This is a genomic window from Nocardia sp. NPDC046473 (genome assembly GCF_040645995.1).
In the GTDB taxonomy this organism is placed as follows: domain Bacteria; phylum Actinomycetota; class Actinomycetes; order Mycobacteriales; family Mycobacteriaceae; genus Nocardia.
The window spans coordinates 54,754-71,795 of sequence record NZ_JBEYZJ010000006.1 but is presented as its reverse complement, the minus strand read 5'-3'; the positions used below and the strand labels follow the sequence as shown (position 1 = coordinate 71,795).

Below are 17,042 nucleotides of genomic sequence, written 5' to 3'. Positions count from 1 at the left end.
TCACGGAGCCGCGAGGCGGTCTTCCGCTTCGACTTCCGGCGCCGGCTTCGCCCGGTCCCGGCCGCGCGCCCACTGCCGCATCGGTTCCTCGATCAACGCGTAACTGGCCGCCGCGACGGGCAGGGTCAGCACGATCGTGAGCACGACGACGTAACCGAAGTCCCCGCTGAACGGCACGATCCCGAACACCGGGAAGACCACCCACAGCACCGCGAGATGCCACAGGAAGATGCCGTAGGACCACCGCCCGATGGTCGCGGCCACCCGCGATTTCAGCCATCGATGCGGTCGGCCGGCATCGCCGAGCACCAGCGGCGCGAGCAGTGCGAAGCCGATGATCGCGCCGAGTCCCATCTTCGACGCGTACTGCCACGGCTCGGCGTGCGTGAGTCCGCCGGGTCCGCCGACATCGGTGGCCGAGACCAGGAAAGCGGCCAGCGCGACGGTCCACATCAACCATTGGTTACCCACCAGCCGACGCCATTGCGATAGCCGTTCGCTACCAAAAGAGAGTTCGGCGAGCACCATTCCCATCGCGAACCACGGCAGATATCCGGGCAGCCAATTGTCGGAATGGATCGCGTCGGGCGTCGGCACCGGAATGAAGTTCCAACCCAGGCAGATCGCCGCCAGGCCGAGCAGCACTGGAACCCGCCATCGAACGGCACTGCCGCGCAACCACACCGCCGCGAACGCCAGCAATGGCAGCACTAGATAGAAGGCCACCTCGACCGAAAGACTCCACATTTGCGTGAGTCCATCGGTCAGCGTCAACGGCACGAACACCTGCAGCAACGCCAGATTCGACACCCAGACGCGCAACCCGGCGGTTCCCGCCGCGCTCGGCAACAGCACCAGCACCACGCAGACGACAGCCCAATACGCAGGCAGGATGCGCGCGGCGCGATGCCGCAGGTAGTAACCGAGCGACGGCGCGCGGCCGAGCCCGCGCGCCGCGGCGGCATGTGGCCGCCAGAGCAGAAAGCCGGAGAGCGCGAAGAATACCGCGACCGCCATGTCGAACCGTCCCCACACCCGCCCGATCACCGGCGTCCCCGCGGCGCCGGTCTGGAACGCGACGTGCGTCAACAACACACCGAGGGCGGCCATCCCGCGCATGCCTTCGAGCGCGGGTAGAAAGGCGCGGGTCGGCGCCACCGGGGCGTCGGCAGCGGAGGCCGTAGGCAGGGTTGCGGGCCCACCCGACATCCGACCGCCGCCCCTCATCGAATCGCTCCGCGATGCTTTCACTCGTTGGGCTCCAGTCTGCCTCGCCAATTATCAGGTGATAACTCGACGTTTCACATTCCGCGCTAAACTCGGGCGATTTCTCGGCCGTTTCCGGCCTCGGCACCGCATGGTACGACACCGGACTGTTAGTGTCGGGGCTCACGAGTGCCGCGGGCGGCCCGCCGTACTCGCCGGAACGACCCCTGTTCTACGACGAGGAGAGTTTGCATGGCACTGAGTGCCGGAACCAGAAGGACGGTGGCCTGCCTGCTCGTGGGTCTCGGCGCGTTGCTGATTGTCGCCGCGCTGCTGATCCCGACCTACACCGTCGGCAAACTGGCGAAGACTCCCCTCGATCTCGAGATCACCACCATCGCGACCAATGTGCCCGGCGAGGACAGCCTGGTGCTCGACTCCAAGTCGCTCACCGCGCCGGAGGGGTCCGCGAAGATCGACTCGAACGTGCCGCTCGTCTCGCAGCGCTTCCTCACCGTCGAGGAGCCGTCCGACGCCGACGAGATGACGGTGCAGGCGGGTCAGACGTTGCGCCGCATCGACAAGCAGGGCGACACCGGCCTGCTCACCGCGACCATCGACCGGGTCACCATCGACCGCAAGTCCGGTGAGCCCGTCGCGAAGGATCCCAACGGCTCCATCGCGGTCACCGTGGACAAGGAAATGAAGTCGATCGCGGATCCGGTGCAGCACACCGGCCTGCAGTACCGCTTCCCGATCGGGACCGAGAAGAAGAACTACCCGTACTTCGATCTCAACGCGCGCAAGACCTTCGACATCAACTTCGTCGAGGAGTCCGAGATCAACAACATGAAGGTCTACCACTTCCAGCAGTCCATCCCGGCGACCAATCTGTACGACGTGGTGAAGGCGCCGACCAACAAGCTGACCTTCCCGGCCGCGAAGTGGGGCGTGCCCGGCGACGGCGACGTCACCATGGCGCGCTGGTACACCAACACCCGTGACCTGTGGGTCGAGCCGAAGACCGGCACCGTGATCAAGGGTGGCGAGCAGATCCACCTGTACTACGGGCGTGACTCCAAGCCCGAGGTCACCGCGCTGAAGTCGCACATCGTGTTCGACGAGAACACCATCGAGTCGCAGATCTCGGTGGCCAAGGAGAACATCGACAAGCTGTCGCTGTACGGGCGGATCATGCCGATCGTGCTCGGTGTGCTCGGCGTGATCGCGCTGATCGTCGGTGCGGTTCTCGGTATTCGCGGTGGCGGTTCGACTCCTGCCGCAGCGGGCGGCGGTGGGCCGCTGAGCCAGGGCCGTGGCGCGCGTCGTGCGGACAACGATCCGCCGACCGAGCAGATCAAGATCACGAAGCAGCCTTGAGTCAGTAAGCTGAACAGTTCGGCCCCCGGTCCCTGGACCGGGGGCCGAACGCTTATCCGCCTCTTCGCGCATTCAGTCCAGACTGAGTGCCGCGCAATAACATTGGCGGCCGGAACTTGAAGAGTTCAGTTGCGTCAGCTGGCACCCGCTGAGTTACCCAGGTACTCACGAAATCAGTTGGTGCGTTGGATCGGCAACGCGGGCATAGCGATACATCGCGCGAACGAATTCTGCCGCAGCGTAAGACTTCTCAGGCGATTCCACCCGCATCGGGCAAGTCCGTGCGCGTCTACGCCAGCGCGGTGACACGGCTGGCGGCACAAGCCGAGCCGACCAACAGCTTTGGGCTCGTCAACTGCGTCGGCCTCGGAGACCACGTCGATGAGCGCGAACTCATGGTTCGGGCGGCTTGTCTACGGCAGGCGCTCGGATTGGCGTATGGGTACGCCGCTGTCACGATCGGCGGTGCGCAAGACGATGATCGCGACTACGAGGGTGGTGACGGCAGCCACCGAGGCGACGGTGGTGATGAGGGTGGGGATCGAGCGGGCGAACGAAACCATCAGTGTCACTTCGACGGCGAGGCCGAGCCAGGTCAGTGCGGCCAGCGCGGTGCGGTCCACCGCGATGGCGGAAAGCATCGCGCCCTGCAGGACCGCGAGGATGGCACCGTGTAAGGCGAACAGCCACAGCAGGCCTTGGATGGGGGCGTAATCGTGACCTGCCAGTAGCGGAGCCAGTGGCGCGGCGAGCGCGGCGCAGGCAACTGCCACGATGCCGATGCCGGACAACACCGCCAGCGCCGATCTGATCGCCCGCGCCGAGTGCGTGGGCTGGGCCATCCGTGGATACAGCACGACGCCGACCGCCTGCGGCAGCCAGAACGCGATCTTCGCGGCGATAGTGCCGAGCGCGTAGCGGCTGGCGTCCGCGTCGTCCAGGACCATCCGGACCACGATCAGGTCCGTGGACGACAACGCCATCAGCGCCGCCTGCACCTGTGCGGCCCGCAGCACCGGAAGTACGCCGATGGCGTGGACCACCGCGTCCTCACCGGTTCCGGTGCGCGCCCGCGCGGACGGTGTCCCGGCGACGAACCGCGCGAACACTGCGGCAACCGCGATGCCCAACGCGGCCGCGCACAGGGCCAGCGCGGCGCCGCCACCCACGGCGAGCACCACAAGTGCGGGGGCTACCCGGAGCATCCCGGCGGCACCGAGCACCACGCCCAGGGCCCGAAACTGCCTGCCGCCCTGCAGAACTCCCTGTTCTCCCGACAACAACACCAACGCCGGAGCTGCACCGAGCGCCGCCGCACACGCCCAGACACCGACATTCAACGCGTTGGTCACCACCGGCACCAAGACCGCGACAACCCCCGCAACGATCACCGCGCACCGCCACTGCAACCCGCGCAGCGCCCCAACGCTCGCGCCCCGCACCAACTCCCTGGCCACCACGTTCTGCAACGCCAACGCGGGCACCGCACACAACAACTGCACCGCGAGCAGGCTCGCGAACTCGCTGTACCCCGAAACCCCCAGCCACCGCCCGGCCAGCAACTGCAGCAGATATCCCGCCACATTGGCGGTCATCGCCCCCGCCGTAACCAACGTCAGATCCGCCACCACAGGAAACCGACGGACAGCAGACACGCTCGCCATCGTCCCACCTGTCTGTCAGCAGGGACGTCCCGCCCTGCCCCAGCTGCCGATTCGGCCCGGACCACCTGGTCGGACCCACAGATCTTCCACACGCCTCACAAGGCCTGCACTCCCTGTGAGGCGTGTGGAACATCTGTGAGTTCAGGCCGATCAGCCGATCTGTCGACGCCTGAGCTGCCAGCGGACGTGGTCGGCGAGCGGGACGTCCGGATGTTTCCGGAACAGCTTGGGGCGGCGACCGCGCAGCCGGACTTCGGCGGCATCCGACAACTCGGCGTCGACCGGTCCGGTCGCCCCTTGCAGATCCGCATGGGCTCGGTGCCGGTTGGCACGATGCACTCGCGCTCGTTTGCGCGGCAGGTTCTTGCGCGACGCCTTGTCGTTTTCGCCGTAGCCGTTGCGGCAGTCCTTGGCGTAGCTCAGCTGCTTCTTCTCCTGCGGGGATCTCCTGACCACGGATTCACGATATGGCGGCCGGGGATGGCTGCCCAGTTCTTTTCCGACCGTGGCGGCACGGTGCGCGGTGACATTGGACCGTAGGGTGCACAAGCGTGACGGAGAGCGGGCGGAGGCGGCGCGACCGGTGGGTGAAGTGTGTCCCGGCCGGGTACAGCGCGGTGCTCGCGCTGCTCATTGCGGGTCCGCTGCTCGGGTCCGGGTATCTGTTGCTGCGGGATGCGGTGAGTACACCGCGGTCGTATTTGACCGATTCGGCGCTGGGGCTCGGTGACGCCGCGCCGCGTGCCGTGCCGCAGGATGCGCTGCTCGCGATGTTGTCACCGGTTGTCGATGGTGGCCTGATCGTCAAGGCGATTCTGCTGGTCGCGCTGTGGGCGGCGGGCTACGGAGCGGCGGTGCTGGCGCGCGAACTGCTGGGCGCGGCGGTCCCTGCGCAGTTGGTCGCCGCCACGGTGGCGCTGTGGAATCCGTATGTTGCCGAACGCCTTTTGCAAGGTCACTGGAGTTTGCTCGCCGGGTATGCCGCGTTGCCATGGGTTGCCCTGGCCGCGTATCGGATTCGATTCGAGGTCGAACGGCGCGGCACTGCCGGGGCGTGGGCGGGTTTGGCGGGAGGCCTTGCCGCAGCGGGCCTTACGCCGACCGGCGCCTTGCTCGCCGGCATCACCGCGTTATCGCTTGCCGGGCGACGGCATCTTGCCGGTGTACTGGCGCTACTGATCGCCGCATCCGTGCCGTGGTTGACCGCCACCGCACTGTCCGGGGCGGCCGGCGAGCCGTCCGATCCGGCAGGCATCGCCGCATTCGCCGCCCGCGGCGAACCCGGTCTCGGCACGCTCGGCAGCCTGGCCGGGCTCGGCGGCATCTGGAACGCCGACGCGGTACCCGCTTCGCGCACAACACTTCTCGCGTTGATCGGCACTGTGCTGCTGCTCATCATCGTCGCGACGGGCGTGCGTTCGGTGAGCACCGGCGGCAATGATCTATACGTGCGTCGCGCACTCGTCGTACTCGCGGTACTCGCCATTGTGCTGCCCGCGCTCGGCGCAACGCCGTGGGGCATGCACGTGCTGGAGTGGCTCGTCGCCCACGTACCCGGTGCGGGCTTGCTGCGTGATACCCAGAAGTACGTGGCGCTGGCGATGCCCGCCTACGCGCTGTGCGCTGCCGCGGGTTGCGGGGTTCTCGCCAGACGATTCTCGACTGACCAAGAATCCGCACCAATCGACAGTGCCCAGCGCACTGTCGATACACGGCCCTCGGAATCCTTGGCGCGACAAGGGATCGGCGCCTCGACGACCGACCTTTCCGACAGCGCGGCGCTGCCGGGCGCGACTTTTGCCCCGGTGTCGAAGTTATCCACAACTGTGACGGGCACGGTCGCAACGATTCTCATCGCCCTGCTGGTGCTGCCATTGCTCGATCTCGCGTGGGGTGTCGGCGGTGCGATGCGACCTGTGCACTACCCCGCCGGGTGGCAGCAGGTCGCTGACCGGATGAATGATCCCGGCGACGTCGCGGTACTGCCGGGCGGGATGTTCCGAAAGTTCCGATACAGCGGGAAAGCGCCTGTCCTGGATCCCGCCCCGCGCCTGGTGCCTCGAGACGTCCTGCAAACCGGCGAACTCCCGGTGCGCGGCCGTATCGTATCCGGCGAAGGCACCCGCGCACGCGCGGTGGAAACCCTACTGCTGCACGGCGGTTCAGCCGGGGAACTGGCCGACCACGGCGTCGGCTGGGTCCTGCTCGAACGTGGCACGCCAGGCCCCCTTGGCGAATCGAAAACGACACTCGCGCAACTCGATCCGATATTCAGCGACAACGATCTCACCCTGTATCGAGTCCCCGGAACCATCCAGCGGCACCGGGGATCAGCGACAGATCGCGCCCTTACCATTGCAGCCCATGTACTTTGGTTTGCCCTACTCGTCGGCGGCCTACTCGTCGCAACACTCACGCACCGAAAGCGCTGACCCGCGGGGATCCGAGCCGGCACGGCGAACTCACCCGGACATGGTTGCGGCATTTCCCGAATGACGCCTCAGCGATGGCGCGTCGACAAGACGACGGGAACTCGGCGGCGATGTGCGTAGCAGCGGACAGGCTCAGTGGGCCGATCGGGAGGCGATCAGTCCGGCAGAATGCTCACCGCGGGCGACTGCGGCCAACACCTCGTACACACCGTTTCCCGTTTGCTCCCACGAGAATTCACGCGCACGAGAGCGCGCCTTCTCCCCCATGACAGTGCGCGCGGCACGGTCGTCGAGCAATTCGCCTACCGCGTCCGACAATTGGGCGACGTCATCGACCAGCAGACCAGTCACGCCGTCGACGATGGAGTCGGTGAGTCCGCGCGAACTGCGGTACCCGATGGTCGGCACACCGTGCTGCGCGGCTTCGATGACCGCGAGACCCCAGCCCTCCTTGCGCGAGGGCAGCACGTGTACCCAAGCGCGGGAAAGCAATTCGTGCTTACGACGCTCATCGACGTGGCCGTGGAAGGTGACCGCGTCGGCGATGTCGAGACTGTGCGCGTCGGCCTTCAGGTTGTCCGCCCACCAGCCATCGCCGATCACGTCGAGGTGCAGACCGGGGATGCGGGTCCGTAGTCGCGCGACCGCGGCGAGCGCGTCCTCGATCTGCTTGTGCGGCACCAGCCGCGACAACACCACGATGCGCGGGTTCTCGGTGCGCGTTTCGGTGGCGCCGGTCGGCGCGCCGGCGGGAACCGGTTCAGCACCGTTGCGGACCACCGCGATCCGGGACTGGTCGACGCCGAGGGTCGCCAATTCTTCGGCCGAGGGCAGCGAGACCGTCAGATATTGGTTGCGTCGATGTACCCGTGGGGACAGCCGTGACTCGATGAACCAGCCGATTCGGCCGACCAGTCGTCCGGCGACCGGCCATTGTTCCCGGTGTCCGTGATGCACCAGCACGACGGCGGGCGCCTTGGTGGCGGCCGTCGCGAAGAACGGGATGCCGTTCTGGGTGTCGATCACCGCGTCGGGGCGCAGGCCGCGCAGCGGTCCGACGCCGAGCCTGCCCAGTGCCATCGCGGCCAGTGCCCGCGGGTAGACGGAGAAACGGCCGCCCGCTCGGCTGATGTCGATGCCGTCGAGGTGCTCGCGTTTCGCCGCCCCGGGGTAGCGGGCGGTGCGCAGGGTGACCTTGACCCCGCGTGCGGCGAGCTGCGCGCCGACCTGCTCGAGGTACCGCTCGCTGCCGCCGCCCTGCGGGTGCCCGGTGTCACGCCAGCACAGCAGGAGGACTTCGCGCACGGTCGAGCTTCTCTCGGTCAGGTGGTCCCGGTCGGGAACGTCGGATATCGCGCTACACCCTAACCCGAGGCCTGCGCCGAGGCCTGATCGCCGACCAATCCACCGGCGCATTGTCGGCAAATATGCCTGGTCGACCGATGGCGTCCGCCTAGTTCATTTCCAGCGCACACCGCGCCAACCGCGAACGACCAGTCCTCGCCACGTGCGGCGGACACGTTATGCGAGACTCGGCGCCGTGTTGAAAGCCGAAAAGACGCCGTCCGCTGGTGTGCGAGCGCGCGCGCCCCGGTTCGCGCGCCGGGCGACGTTGCGTCGGTCGCTGCGATTGCTCGGTAGTTTCCGGTTCGAGCAGTCCGATCCCGCCGTGTTCTACGGCGGTTTGGCCGAGGACAGCGCGGCGATGATCGGCGATTTCTACACAGACCTCACCGGCAATGGTTTGGCGGGGGCGACGATTCTGGATGTCGGGGGCGGGCCGGGTTATTTCGCCGACGAGTTCGTCAAGACGGGTGCGCGCTACATTCCGGTCGAGCCGGATCCGTCGGAGATGCACGCGGCCGGATTGTCGGTGGCGGGTGCGGTGCGCGGCTCGGGAATGGCGTTGCCGTTCCGCGACGACGCGGTGGATATCTGTTTTTCCTCGAATGTCGCCGAACACGTGTCCAGGCCGTGGCTGATGGCGGACGAGATGGTGCGGGTGACGCGACCGGGTGGGCTGATCGTGTTGTCGTACACGGTGTGGCACGGCCCGTTCGGCGGGCACGAGACCGGGCCGTGGCACTACCTCGGTGGCGAGTACGCGGCGCGCCGGTATCGGCGCAAGCTTGGAAAGGAACCGAAGAACCAGTTCGGCAAGTCACTGTTCGCGGTGCGCGCGTCCGACGGGTTGCGTTGGGCGGCAGCCACTTCCGCTGACGTGCGGACCATCTTCCCGCGCTATCACCCGCGCTGGGCCTGGTGGCTGGTTCGCATCCCGGTCGTGCGAGAGCTATTGGTGAGCAATCTCGTTGTGGTGGCTACCAAAAAGTAGCTCTAGGGCTCCAGCCAGCCGCGGCGCCAGCTGCGCCTGCCGCACGGCTCGTGCATCGGCCGAGTCCACGGCGATTCCTGAATGGCCAGTCCGACGGTTTCCAGCGTGGTCAATCCGACCTGATCCGCTAGGACTCCGACGACGGCGATGGCCTCCGCTGCCTGCATGGCCGCTGTGGCCTGCTCGATGGTCAGCGTCCGGCCCGGTAGGAAGGAGACGACCCAGCCGCCCGCACCAACGCTCTTCGCTTGATGCTCGGTCTGGTCGCTGGTCATCAACGATCGGTCGACCACTTGCACCGCCATGACTCGGGCTCCCCAATGTGGTATCGGTTCAGGAATCTAGCGCGCTGATAAGTAGCTACTAGCATCCTCTTTCCAGCAACAGAACGCAATAGTGCGTTCTACGAAAAGCGAACCGACAGGTTGGCATTCGTCCTGCTCAGTGAGACTGTGCGGACCCAGAACTGAAACAGGTTACAGACAACCGGGTGGCAAAACTGTAACGTGTTCTCATGCATTACGACAGCTTGTTCATCGGCGGCCGCTGGACCGCGCCAGCCACCGCCGAGCGCGTTCAGGTCATCTCGCCGGCCACGGTCGAGCCGGTGGGCAGCGTCCCCGCGGTGGCTCGCGCCGACGTCGACGCCGCGGTCGCCGCGGCCCGGCACGCCTTCGATCACGGCCCGTGGCCGTCCACCCCGCCGGAGGAGCGGGCCCAGGTGCTCACCCGCGCCGCGCGGCTGATCGAGCAGCGCTCGGCCGACCTGATGGCCGCACTCACCGCCGAAATGGGCGCACCGCAGATGATCGCGATGACGCTCAACCAGATTCCCGCGGTGGCCGCGTTGGATTCGTACGCCGGGCTCGCGAAATCGTTCCCGTGGAACGAGACTCGCACCGGCCTGTTCGGTACCTCGCGTGTCAGCCGGGAGCCACGCGGCGTCGTCGCGGCCGTCACCGCGTGGAACGTGCCGCTGTTCCTCGCCGCCAACAAACTCGCCCCCTCGTTGCTCGCCGGCTGCACAGTGGTGCTCAAACCCGCACCGCTGACCCCGATTACGGCCAATATGCTCGCCGACATCTTCACCGAGGCGGGCCTGCCCGAGGGCGTGCTCTCGGTGCTGCCCGCCGAGGCCGAGGCCGCCGAATACCTGGTATCGCACCCCGGCGTCGACAAGGTCACCTTCACCGGCAGCACCGCCGTTGGTAAGAAGATCGGCGCTATCGCCACCGGACAGCTCAAGAGCGTCTCACTGGAGCTCGGCGGCAAGTCCGCGGCAATCCTGTTGCCGGACATGGATATCGCCGGTATTCCGGTGCTCGCGTTCTCCGGTTTGATGAACAGCGGGCAGGGTTGCGTCGCGCAGACCCGAATCCTCGCGCCGCGCAGTCGGTACGACGAGATCCTCGACGCACTGGTCGAGCATGTGCAGACAATGAAGGTCGGCGACCCCAACGACCCGACCGTGCAACTGGGCCCGCTGATTTCCGAGCGCCAGCGCGAGCGGGTCGAGGGCTACATCGCCAAAGGCAAAGAAGAGGGCGCGCGTGTCGCGCTCGGCGGCGGGCGGCCCGAGGGCCTGGATCGCGGCTGGTTCGTCGAGCCGACCATCTTCGCCGACGTGGACAACAAGTCGACCATCGCGCAGGAGGAGATCTTCGGCCCGGTGCTGTCGGTGATCCCGTACGAGACCGAGGACGAGGCCGTGGCCATCGCCAACGATTCGGTCTACGGTTTGGCCGGCTCGGTGTGGACCGCGGACGTCGAGCACGGTGCCGAGATCGCCGCGCGGGTGCGGACCGGGACCTACGCGATCAACTGGTACGCGTTCGATCCCAGCTCACCGTTCGGTGGCTACAAGAATTCCGGCCTCGGCCGCGAAAACGGCCCGGAGGGCCTCGACTCGTTCTGCGAACAGAAGTCGCTGCTCATGCCCATGGGCTGGGCAGGCTGATCAGTCGGTCGGCATGACCACCCGCAGCACGGGCTCGCTGTGGCGGCCCGTGAGGCTCGGCGCGTCGACGATCTCGACGCGCCAGCCTGGGGGCAGGACGGCCTGCAACCGCCCGGCAGCGCGGCGCAGCGGTGTGCTAGCGGTCGCCAGTTCGAAACCGGCAACCAGGGGCGTGATGGACGCCCCGGTCTCCAGATCGGTCATGCTCCAACCACCTCTCGCGCGTCGATCTCATCGTTCGCCGCGAGCATCGCGGAAACCCGATGTCGATAGGGAAGTAGTTCAGTCGATCAGTAAACAGTTGGCAATCTGACTGGCAGGTCATGAGACCAAGAACACGGCAAGCATAAGCCATTTGTGCGCAAATCTCGCACACCGGGCAACTACCCCATATCGAGCTTCAGCAAACCTATGGTGCTCGTGACCTGTGCACACCGACCATTACCAATAGCACCACAGCAATGGGTTCGCGCGGCGGGAAACACGCCATAACGGCGATTGATGATCCGTCATTTGTTGCAAGGCGGGTTGGCGGGCGGCCACCTTCCGTTCGCGACAGGTTGGGGTACGCCATGATTCACGACGCCCGCGCCGAAAGTCGCTGTCCTGCCACATCGGATCGCGTCCACGCACCGACCGGTCAGTGTCGCAGCGAACGGCGATAGTCGGCCGGAGTTGTGCCGGTCGCCGCTCGAAGGTGGGTGCGCGATGCGGTCACGCTACCGAAGCCCGACTGCACCGCAACCACTTCGATTGGCAGGTCAGTGGTTTCGAGCAGTTCGCGGGCCCGCCCGGTGTGCTGCGCACGTCGAGCCGGCGTCGCAGCGTCGTACGGGCGAGACAGCTCCGCTGCGTACGACGCCACACAGAGCTTTCACGGACTGATCATTGGGATTCCCGCCAACATTGCTGCCGGTTTGTGCGCCGAAGCGCTCAGCTGCGTCATGAGAAGCCGAGGCGGGACGAGTGGCACATGGCTGTAACAAACAGTCACAGGAGCCCACTCCGCCATGTGCCACTCGCCAGTGCCTGAATTGGCCGTAGGCACATGCGTCGTGTATCCGATGGGCGGCCGCTCAAACGGCGGGGCTTGAAAAGATTGGGGGACAGTGCGATTCGGGCTGCGGGCGGGTGGAATGGGTAATCGATGGGAATTGTTGGCGCACAAACGAAACCGCCCGCACCGTGGGGAACGGTGCGGGCGGTTGGGGTTTCGAGCGGATCAGCCGAGGCGTTCCTTCAGTGCCTCGAACTCATCACGCACTCCCGAAGGGAGCTTGTCGCCGACGAATTCGAACCATTCCTCGATCAGCGGGATCTCCTTGCGCCACTCGGCGGCGTCGACCTTCAGGGCCTCGTCGACGTCGTCGGGATCGACCTTGAGACCTTCGAGGTCGAGGTTGGCGGCGACGGGGACGTTGCCGACGGCGGTGGCGGTGGCCTCGGCCGAACCCTCGACGCGGCCGACGATCCACTCCAGCACGCGGGAGTTCTCACCGAAGCCGGGCCACAGGAAGCGGCCGTCGGCGCCGCGACGGAACCAGTTGACGTAGAAGATCTTCGGCAACTTGGTGGCGTCGGCGTTCTTGCCGAGGTTGATCCAGTGGTTGAGGTAGTCGCCGACGTGGTAGCCCATGAACGGGATCATGGCCATCGGGTCGCGGCGCACGGTGCCGACCTTGCCCTCGGCCGCGGCGGTCTGCTCGGACGACAGGGTGGCGCCCATGAAAACGCCGTGCTGCCAGTCGAAGGACTCGGTGACCAGCGGGATGGTGGTCTTGCGGCGGCCGCCGAACAGGATCGCCGAGATCGGCACGCCCTGCGGGTCGTCCCACTCCGGAGCCAGCGTCGGGCACTGCGACATCGGCGTGCAGTAGCGCGAGTTCGGGTGGGCGGCAAGGGTTTCGGTCTCCCGCAGGAACCAGTCGTTGCCCTTCCAGTCGATCAGATGATCGGGCTCGCCCTCCAGGCCCTCCCACCACACGTCGTTGTTGTCGGTCTGCGCGACGTTGGTGTAGACGGTGTTGCCCGCCTCCATGGTGGCCATGGCGTTGGGGTTGGAGCTGTGGTTGGTGCCGGGCGCGACGCCGAAGAAGCCGTACTCCGGGTTCACCGCGTAGAGCTGGCCGTCCTTGCCGAAACGCATCCAGGCGATGTCGTCGCCGAGGGTCTCGGCGCGCCAGCCGGGCACGGTCGGCTGGATCATCGCGAGGTTGGTCTTGCCGCAGGCGCTCGGGAACGCGGCGGCGATGTAGTAGGCCTTGTTCTCCGGAGAGATCAGCTTGAGGATCAGCATGTGCTCGGCCAGCCAGCCCTCGTCGTGCGCCATGGCCGAGGCGATGCGCAGCGAGTAGCACTTCTTGCCGAGCAGCGCGTTGCCGCCGTAGCCGGAGCCGTAGCTCCAGATCTCGCGGTCCTCCGGGAAGTGGGTGATGTACTTGGTGTCGTTGCACGGCCACGGCACGTCGGCTTGGCCGTCGGCCAGCGGCGCGCCGACCGAGTGCAGCGCCTTCACGAACGGGCGGTCGGTGCCGAGCTTCTCCAGCGCGGCCTTGCCCATCCTGGTCATCACGCGCATCGAGACGACGACGTATTCGGAGTCGGTGATTTCGACGCCGAGCTTGGGGTCCTCGGCACCGAGCGGGCCCATGCAGAACGGCACCACGTACAGGGTGCGGCCCTTCATCGAGCCGCGGTACAGCTCGGTCATGGTGGCGCGCATCTCGGCGGGGTCGACCCAATTGTTGGTCGGGCCTGCGTCGGCTTCGCTCTTGGAACAGATGTAGGTGCGCGACTCCACCCGAGCCACGTCTGAGGGATCGGAAAGCGCGAGGAAGGAATTCGGTTTCTTCTTCGGATCGAGCTGCTTGAACGTGCCCGCCGCGACGAGTTGAGCGGTCAGACGGTCCCATTCTTCGTCGGAACCGTCGGCCCAGACCACCCGATCTGGCTGTGTGAGTTCGGCGACTTCCTGTACCCAGGCGAGTAGTTCGCTGTGCTCGGTCGGCGGCTTACCGTCGGATCCACGAAGACCAGGAATGGTCGCTGAGGTCATGAAAACTCTCCTGAGATGGGCGGTCCCTACGATGCGTCCCCGCCTGGCTGACCATTTCGAGCGACCTGCGAGCAGTCGCTACGCTGACGGCCCTTGACCAGCGCGAACTAACACCGAGCGCCACCATTGGCGGGAAGGCACCCGCTACGACCAATCGAAAGCGCGCCCCGGCTGGACGGCGGACGAGGACTTAGCGGACGCCCAAGTTCCTGGTTAGAGGTTAACGCGATGTGACGACCGGTACTGAATCGGGTTCGTCACTATGTACCCATTCTTATAAGTAGATCAACCCGTGATCCAACGATCGAGGATCGCAATATCGCGTTCGCATGCCGCCAGCTGGCCCGGTTGTTCGGTAACCATCCGCCGTAAACGGGCCTCGAGTTCGGCGACTCGGCGATCGGTGTCCACCATGCGGGTCGTACTCACCTGCACGACCCGGTCGGCCAGCACCGTCTCAGTTTCCACCAGCGCGGTCGCGACCCGCTGCTCGAGCTGGGCTTTTACGTTGATCAGCGCGTCGGACACCCACTGTCGCACGTGCGCGCGATCGGCCAGCTGCCCGCGCGCCCGCACCACCCAGCCCGCCGCGCCGGCACCGAGCAACAGGGTCACCGGGACGCTCGCGAAATCGAGGGCGGGCACCAGGGAAAGTGGCGAAACCAACAGTCGGCCGAGGCCGACACCCGCCGACGCGCCGAGCGCGATCATGAGGTGATCTTCGACACCGCGGTGCCGCGGATCGGGGTCGGGGCCGACCCGGGGCGCGGGGTCGCGGCGGCGCAACGGCAGGCTGTTTCCCGGCGCGACGACGCCGTCGATGTGTGCGGCGAGTTCGGCGAGTCGCTGATCGATGGCGACGTCGACCGCGCCGGTCAGTTCCGTGGCCGCGTGCTGCAACCGCTCGGGGTAGCCGCCGAGTTCGCTGCGGCGCATCCGGTCGAGGTCGGCCCTGGTCGCGGTGTGCAGCGCCCGGATCCGGGCGCCGACCTCGGTCATCAGGTCGACTCGCGCCAGGTGCAGCTGGCCGCGCAGGGTGGACATCGCGGTGGCCCGGCCGCCGTCGCGACCGGCGAGCAGCACGGCCCGCTCCGCGCGCAGCTTGGCCGTCTCGGCGCCGGAATGCAGCGCCGTCACCTGCTCGCCGACCCGCTGCCTGGTATCGCTGAGTACGCGCGCGGTCACCGCCTCGAGCCGGCCGCCGCCTTCGGCTTCCGCGCCGAGTGCGGCCGCGGCCAACGCCGCGTGCAGCGCGCCGAGCCCGGACCGATCCATCAGCCCCGCGTCGTTCGCGGTGCGCGCCGCGGCGGCGAGGCGGGCCGACACGGGCAGGATGTCCAGCTCGACGGCGCCCTGCGCGGCGAGCAGTTCCAGGTCACGGGCCCGCACCGAGCGCCAATCCTGGTAGGCGTGAATGCCGTTCATGGCGAGCAGGATGCGGGTGCCGTCCGAGCGCAGGCGATGCACGATGCGCAGGGTGTCGGCGCCGATCGTGGTTCCGGCGTCCAACAGGATCAGCGCGACCGGCGACGGCGCGGTGCCCGACGGCGACGTGGTCTCCACCGCCGCACTCGCGTCGGCCACCGGATCGGCGATAGTGATGCGCGGTTCGAAGCGGGCGAGCTCGGTGCGCAGCAGCGTGGTGTTGGCGTCGGCGGGCCCGATCAAGGTCACCGCGCCGGCCGCGCCTGCCCCCTGCACCGCACGCAGCAAGGCGATTCCTTGCGGATTCCACCGTGCCACCACGGCTTCCACCTCGGGTGGTGGAGTGACGGAACGAGCGGTCTCGGGTGGGACTGCCGCCTCGGCGGGCAACTCGAGCGGCCGGTCGGCCCCGGCGGGCTGGGGTTCAGAGCCCGGCACTGCTCATCCGTTCCCATAGTCGGATGTAGCCGTTGTGCACGCGTAACGCGGCCCGCCGCGCGGTGGGCGGCATGTCGCTGGACACCACGGCGCGCCAGCGGGAGGCCCGGGCCATCGCGTCGTCGGCGTCGGCAGGCGCCGGGGCGGCGTAGCCCGCGGCGAGGTGGGCGACGGAGGGGTGGGCCAAGCCCGCGCACAGGCCGAGCCAGCGGGCGTCGTCGCCGAAGAGGTACGCCTCCAAGATGTCTCGGGCCGTGCTGCCCTCGTCGGGGACCGCCCTGGCGGCCAGCCGGGTGAGTTCGTCGAGGAGTTCGCCGCCGCGCAGCGCGGAGACCTGCTCGTAGCGGCGGTGCAGCAGGCGGTGCAGCGCGTCGATTCCGCTTGCGGCGTGCAGGATTTGCAGCAGGGTCTGCGGGGCGAGCTCCGGATCGTGGCCGAGCGCGGCCAGCGCGCAGCTCACGCCGTACAGATCCCAGCGCTGCAGCAATTCTTCGCGACCGGCGAGGTCCGGGCCGGGGGCGACGAACAGGTCGGGCGAAAGCGTCAGCGCGGCATCGGCATTCGTGGCCAGCCTGCGCAATACGAGCACGTCGGCGTCGGTCATCGCGCCCGACCTGGTGCGCACGGCGAGCGAGGCGACCACCGGAAGCACGGCGGCGCCGACCTCCCGGCCGTACTGCTCGGCGGCGGCGACCGCGTCGCCCCAGCGCCCGCCGATCGCATCGGCCTTGTTCAACACCACGATGGTGCGCTCCGGCGGCAGCGTGGCGAGTACCCGGCGGTCCGCGGGCGATGGTGCGGCGGACAGCACGTAGATGACGATGTCGGCGTCGAAGGCCGGATCCGGCATGTCCGGCTCGTCGACCGGACCGGTCTCCACCGCCGACATGAGCGCGAGCGCCTGCAGCACCGTCGTGCGGCCCGCGTGCGCGCGGCCCATCACCTGGATCCGCGGCGGCGTGCGCCAGGCGCTGACGGCGGCGCCTGCGGCATAGCCGATCTGCTTGTCGCGCCCCGTGCCGAACCGCAGGTCGGCGAGGAGCCGGTCGAGCTGGTCGTGTTCGCGCGCGGGCACGCCGCGTTCGCGCAGCGGCCCGTCGGACTCGGTGGCTGTCGGCATGTTGCACCCCCTTTACGGTGCGCAATTCTT

At 67.5% G+C, this 17,042-nt stretch carries 13 protein-coding genes and 1 pseudogene; 4 read left to right on the top strand and 10 right to left on the bottom strand.

Annotated elements, in window-relative coordinates; genetic code table 11:
- Positions 1-1,119 carry an acyltransferase gene (locus ABZ942_RS21845; RefSeq protein ID WP_357385847.1) on the bottom strand — a complete coding sequence of 373 codons (1,119 nt, stop codon included), beginning with the start codon at positions 1,117-1,119 and terminating at the stop codon, positions 1-3.
- Between the two features lie 339 nt (positions 1,120-1,458).
- Between ABZ942_RS21845 and ABZ942_RS21840 the strand changes: the two genes are divergently transcribed.
- Positions 1,459-2,586: a DUF3068 domain-containing protein gene (locus ABZ942_RS21840; RefSeq protein ID WP_357384715.1), complete on the top strand. Its 1,128-nt coding sequence runs from the start codon at positions 1,459-1,461 to the stop codon at positions 2,584-2,586.
- A gap of 413 nt (positions 2,587-2,999) precedes the next feature.
- On the opposite strand, the gene ABZ942_RS21835 is transcribed toward ABZ942_RS21840, so the two are convergent.
- A complete protein-coding gene (locus tag ABZ942_RS21835; protein WP_357384713.1) occupies positions 3,000-4,250 on the bottom strand; it encodes a polysaccharide biosynthesis protein in 1,251 nt (416 codons plus the stop codon).
- A gap of 150 nt (positions 4,251-4,400) precedes the next feature.
- Positions 4,401-4,706 carry a hypothetical protein gene (locus tag ABZ942_RS21830; protein ID WP_357384711.1) on the bottom strand — a complete coding sequence of 102 codons (306 nt, stop codon included), beginning with the start codon at positions 4,704-4,706 and terminating at the stop codon, positions 4,401-4,403.
- A 95-nt stretch (positions 4,707-4,801) separates the two neighbouring features.
- Between ABZ942_RS21830 and ABZ942_RS21825 the strand changes: the two genes are divergently transcribed.
- Positions 4,802-6,682 carry a hypothetical protein gene (locus tag ABZ942_RS21825; protein ID WP_357384709.1) on the top strand — a complete coding sequence of 627 codons (1,881 nt, stop codon included), beginning with the start codon at positions 4,802-4,804 and terminating at the stop codon, positions 6,680-6,682.
- 132 nt (positions 6,683-6,814) lie between these two features.
- Here the strand turns inward: ABZ942_RS21825 and ABZ942_RS21820 are convergent, their stop codons facing one another.
- A complete protein-coding gene (locus tag ABZ942_RS21820) occupies positions 6,815-7,987 on the bottom strand; it encodes a glycosyltransferase family 4 protein (RefSeq protein ID WP_357384707.1) in 1,173 nt (390 codons plus the stop codon).
- 235 nt (positions 7,988-8,222) lie between these two features.
- Here ABZ942_RS21820 and ABZ942_RS21815 point away from each other — a divergent pair, with 235 nt between their 5' ends.
- Positions 8,223-9,017, top strand: a complete 795-nt coding sequence (locus ABZ942_RS21815) for a class I SAM-dependent methyltransferase (protein ID WP_357384705.1) — start codon at positions 8,223-8,225, stop codon at positions 9,015-9,017.
- 2 nt (positions 9,018-9,019) lie between these two features.
- Here ABZ942_RS21815 and ABZ942_RS21810 read toward each other — a convergent pair whose 3' ends face one another.
- Positions 9,020-9,322, bottom strand: coding sequence for a hypothetical protein (locus ABZ942_RS21810; RefSeq protein WP_357384703.1), 303 nt, complete (start codon positions 9,320-9,322; stop codon positions 9,020-9,022).
- A 209-nt stretch (positions 9,323-9,531) separates the two neighbouring features.
- On the opposite strand from ABZ942_RS21810, the gene ABZ942_RS21805 reads away from it, so the two are divergent.
- Positions 9,532-10,974 carry an aldehyde dehydrogenase gene (locus ABZ942_RS21805; RefSeq protein WP_357384701.1) on the top strand — a complete coding sequence of 481 codons (1,443 nt, stop codon included), beginning with the start codon at positions 9,532-9,534 and terminating at the stop codon, positions 10,972-10,974.
- On the opposite strand, the gene ABZ942_RS21800 is transcribed toward ABZ942_RS21805, so the two are convergent.
- From ABZ942_RS21800 to ABZ942_RS21780, 5 genes and pseudogenes are all read right to left on the bottom strand, one after another.
- Positions 10,975-11,178 carry a hypothetical protein gene (locus ABZ942_RS21800; protein ID WP_357384699.1) on the bottom strand — a complete coding sequence of 68 codons (204 nt, stop codon included), beginning with the start codon at positions 11,176-11,178 and terminating at the stop codon, positions 10,975-10,977.
- Positions 11,179-11,614: 436 nt separating this feature from the next.
- Positions 11,615-11,779 (bottom strand): annotated as a pseudogene (locus ABZ942_RS21795) (helix-turn-helix domain-containing protein); the annotation flags it as partial.
- Between the two features lie 417 nt (positions 11,780-12,196).
- A complete protein-coding gene (locus tag ABZ942_RS21790) occupies positions 12,197-14,029 on the bottom strand; it encodes a phosphoenolpyruvate carboxykinase (GTP) (protein WP_357384697.1) in 1,833 nt (610 codons plus the stop codon).
- Between the two features lie 285 nt (positions 14,030-14,314).
- Complete coding sequence (locus ABZ942_RS21785) at positions 14,315-15,892, bottom strand: hypothetical protein (RefSeq protein ID WP_357384695.1); 1,578 nt, start codon at positions 15,890-15,892, stop codon at positions 14,315-14,317.
- The gene (locus ABZ942_RS21780) at positions 15,879-17,012 is read right to left on the bottom strand and encodes a hypothetical protein (protein WP_357384693.1); all 1,134 of its coding nucleotides are present in this window, start codon (positions 17,010-17,012) and stop codon (positions 15,879-15,881) included. The genes ABZ942_RS21785 and ABZ942_RS21780 overlap by 14 nt, the downstream gene beginning before the upstream one ends.
- Positions 17,013-17,042: the final 30 nt, after the last annotated feature.

Bases quoted from the DNA above. Each gene is read 5' to 3' on its own strand.
- ABZ942_RS21840 (WP_357384715.1), top strand. From the start codon at position 1,459: ATGGCACTGAGTGCCGGAACCAGAAGGACGGTGGCCTGCCTGCTCGTG.
- ABZ942_RS21835 (WP_357384713.1), bottom strand. From the start codon at position 4,250: ATGGCGAGCGTGTCTGCTGTCCGTCGGTTTCCTGTGGTGGCGGATCTG.
- ABZ942_RS21790 (WP_357384697.1), bottom strand. From the start codon at position 14,029: ATGACCTCAGCGACCATTCCTGGTCTTCGTGGATCCGACGGTAAGCCG.
- ABZ942_RS21810 (WP_357384703.1), bottom strand. From the start codon at position 9,322: ATGGCGGTGCAAGTGGTCGACCGATCGTTGATGACCAGCGACCAGACC.
- ABZ942_RS21800 (WP_357384699.1), bottom strand. From the start codon at position 11,178: ATGACCGATCTGGAGACCGGGGCGTCCATCACGCCCCTGGTTGCCGGT.
- ABZ942_RS21805 (WP_357384701.1), top strand. From the start codon at position 9,532: ATGCATTACGACAGCTTGTTCATCGGCGGCCGCTGGACCGCGCCAGCC.
- ABZ942_RS21845 (WP_357385847.1), bottom strand. From the start codon at position 1,119: ATGCGCGGGATGGCCGCCCTCGGTGTGTTGTTGACGCACGTCGCGTTC.
- ABZ942_RS21780 (WP_357384693.1), bottom strand. From the start codon at position 17,012: ATGCCGACAGCCACCGAGTCCGACGGGCCGCTGCGCGAACGCGGCGTG.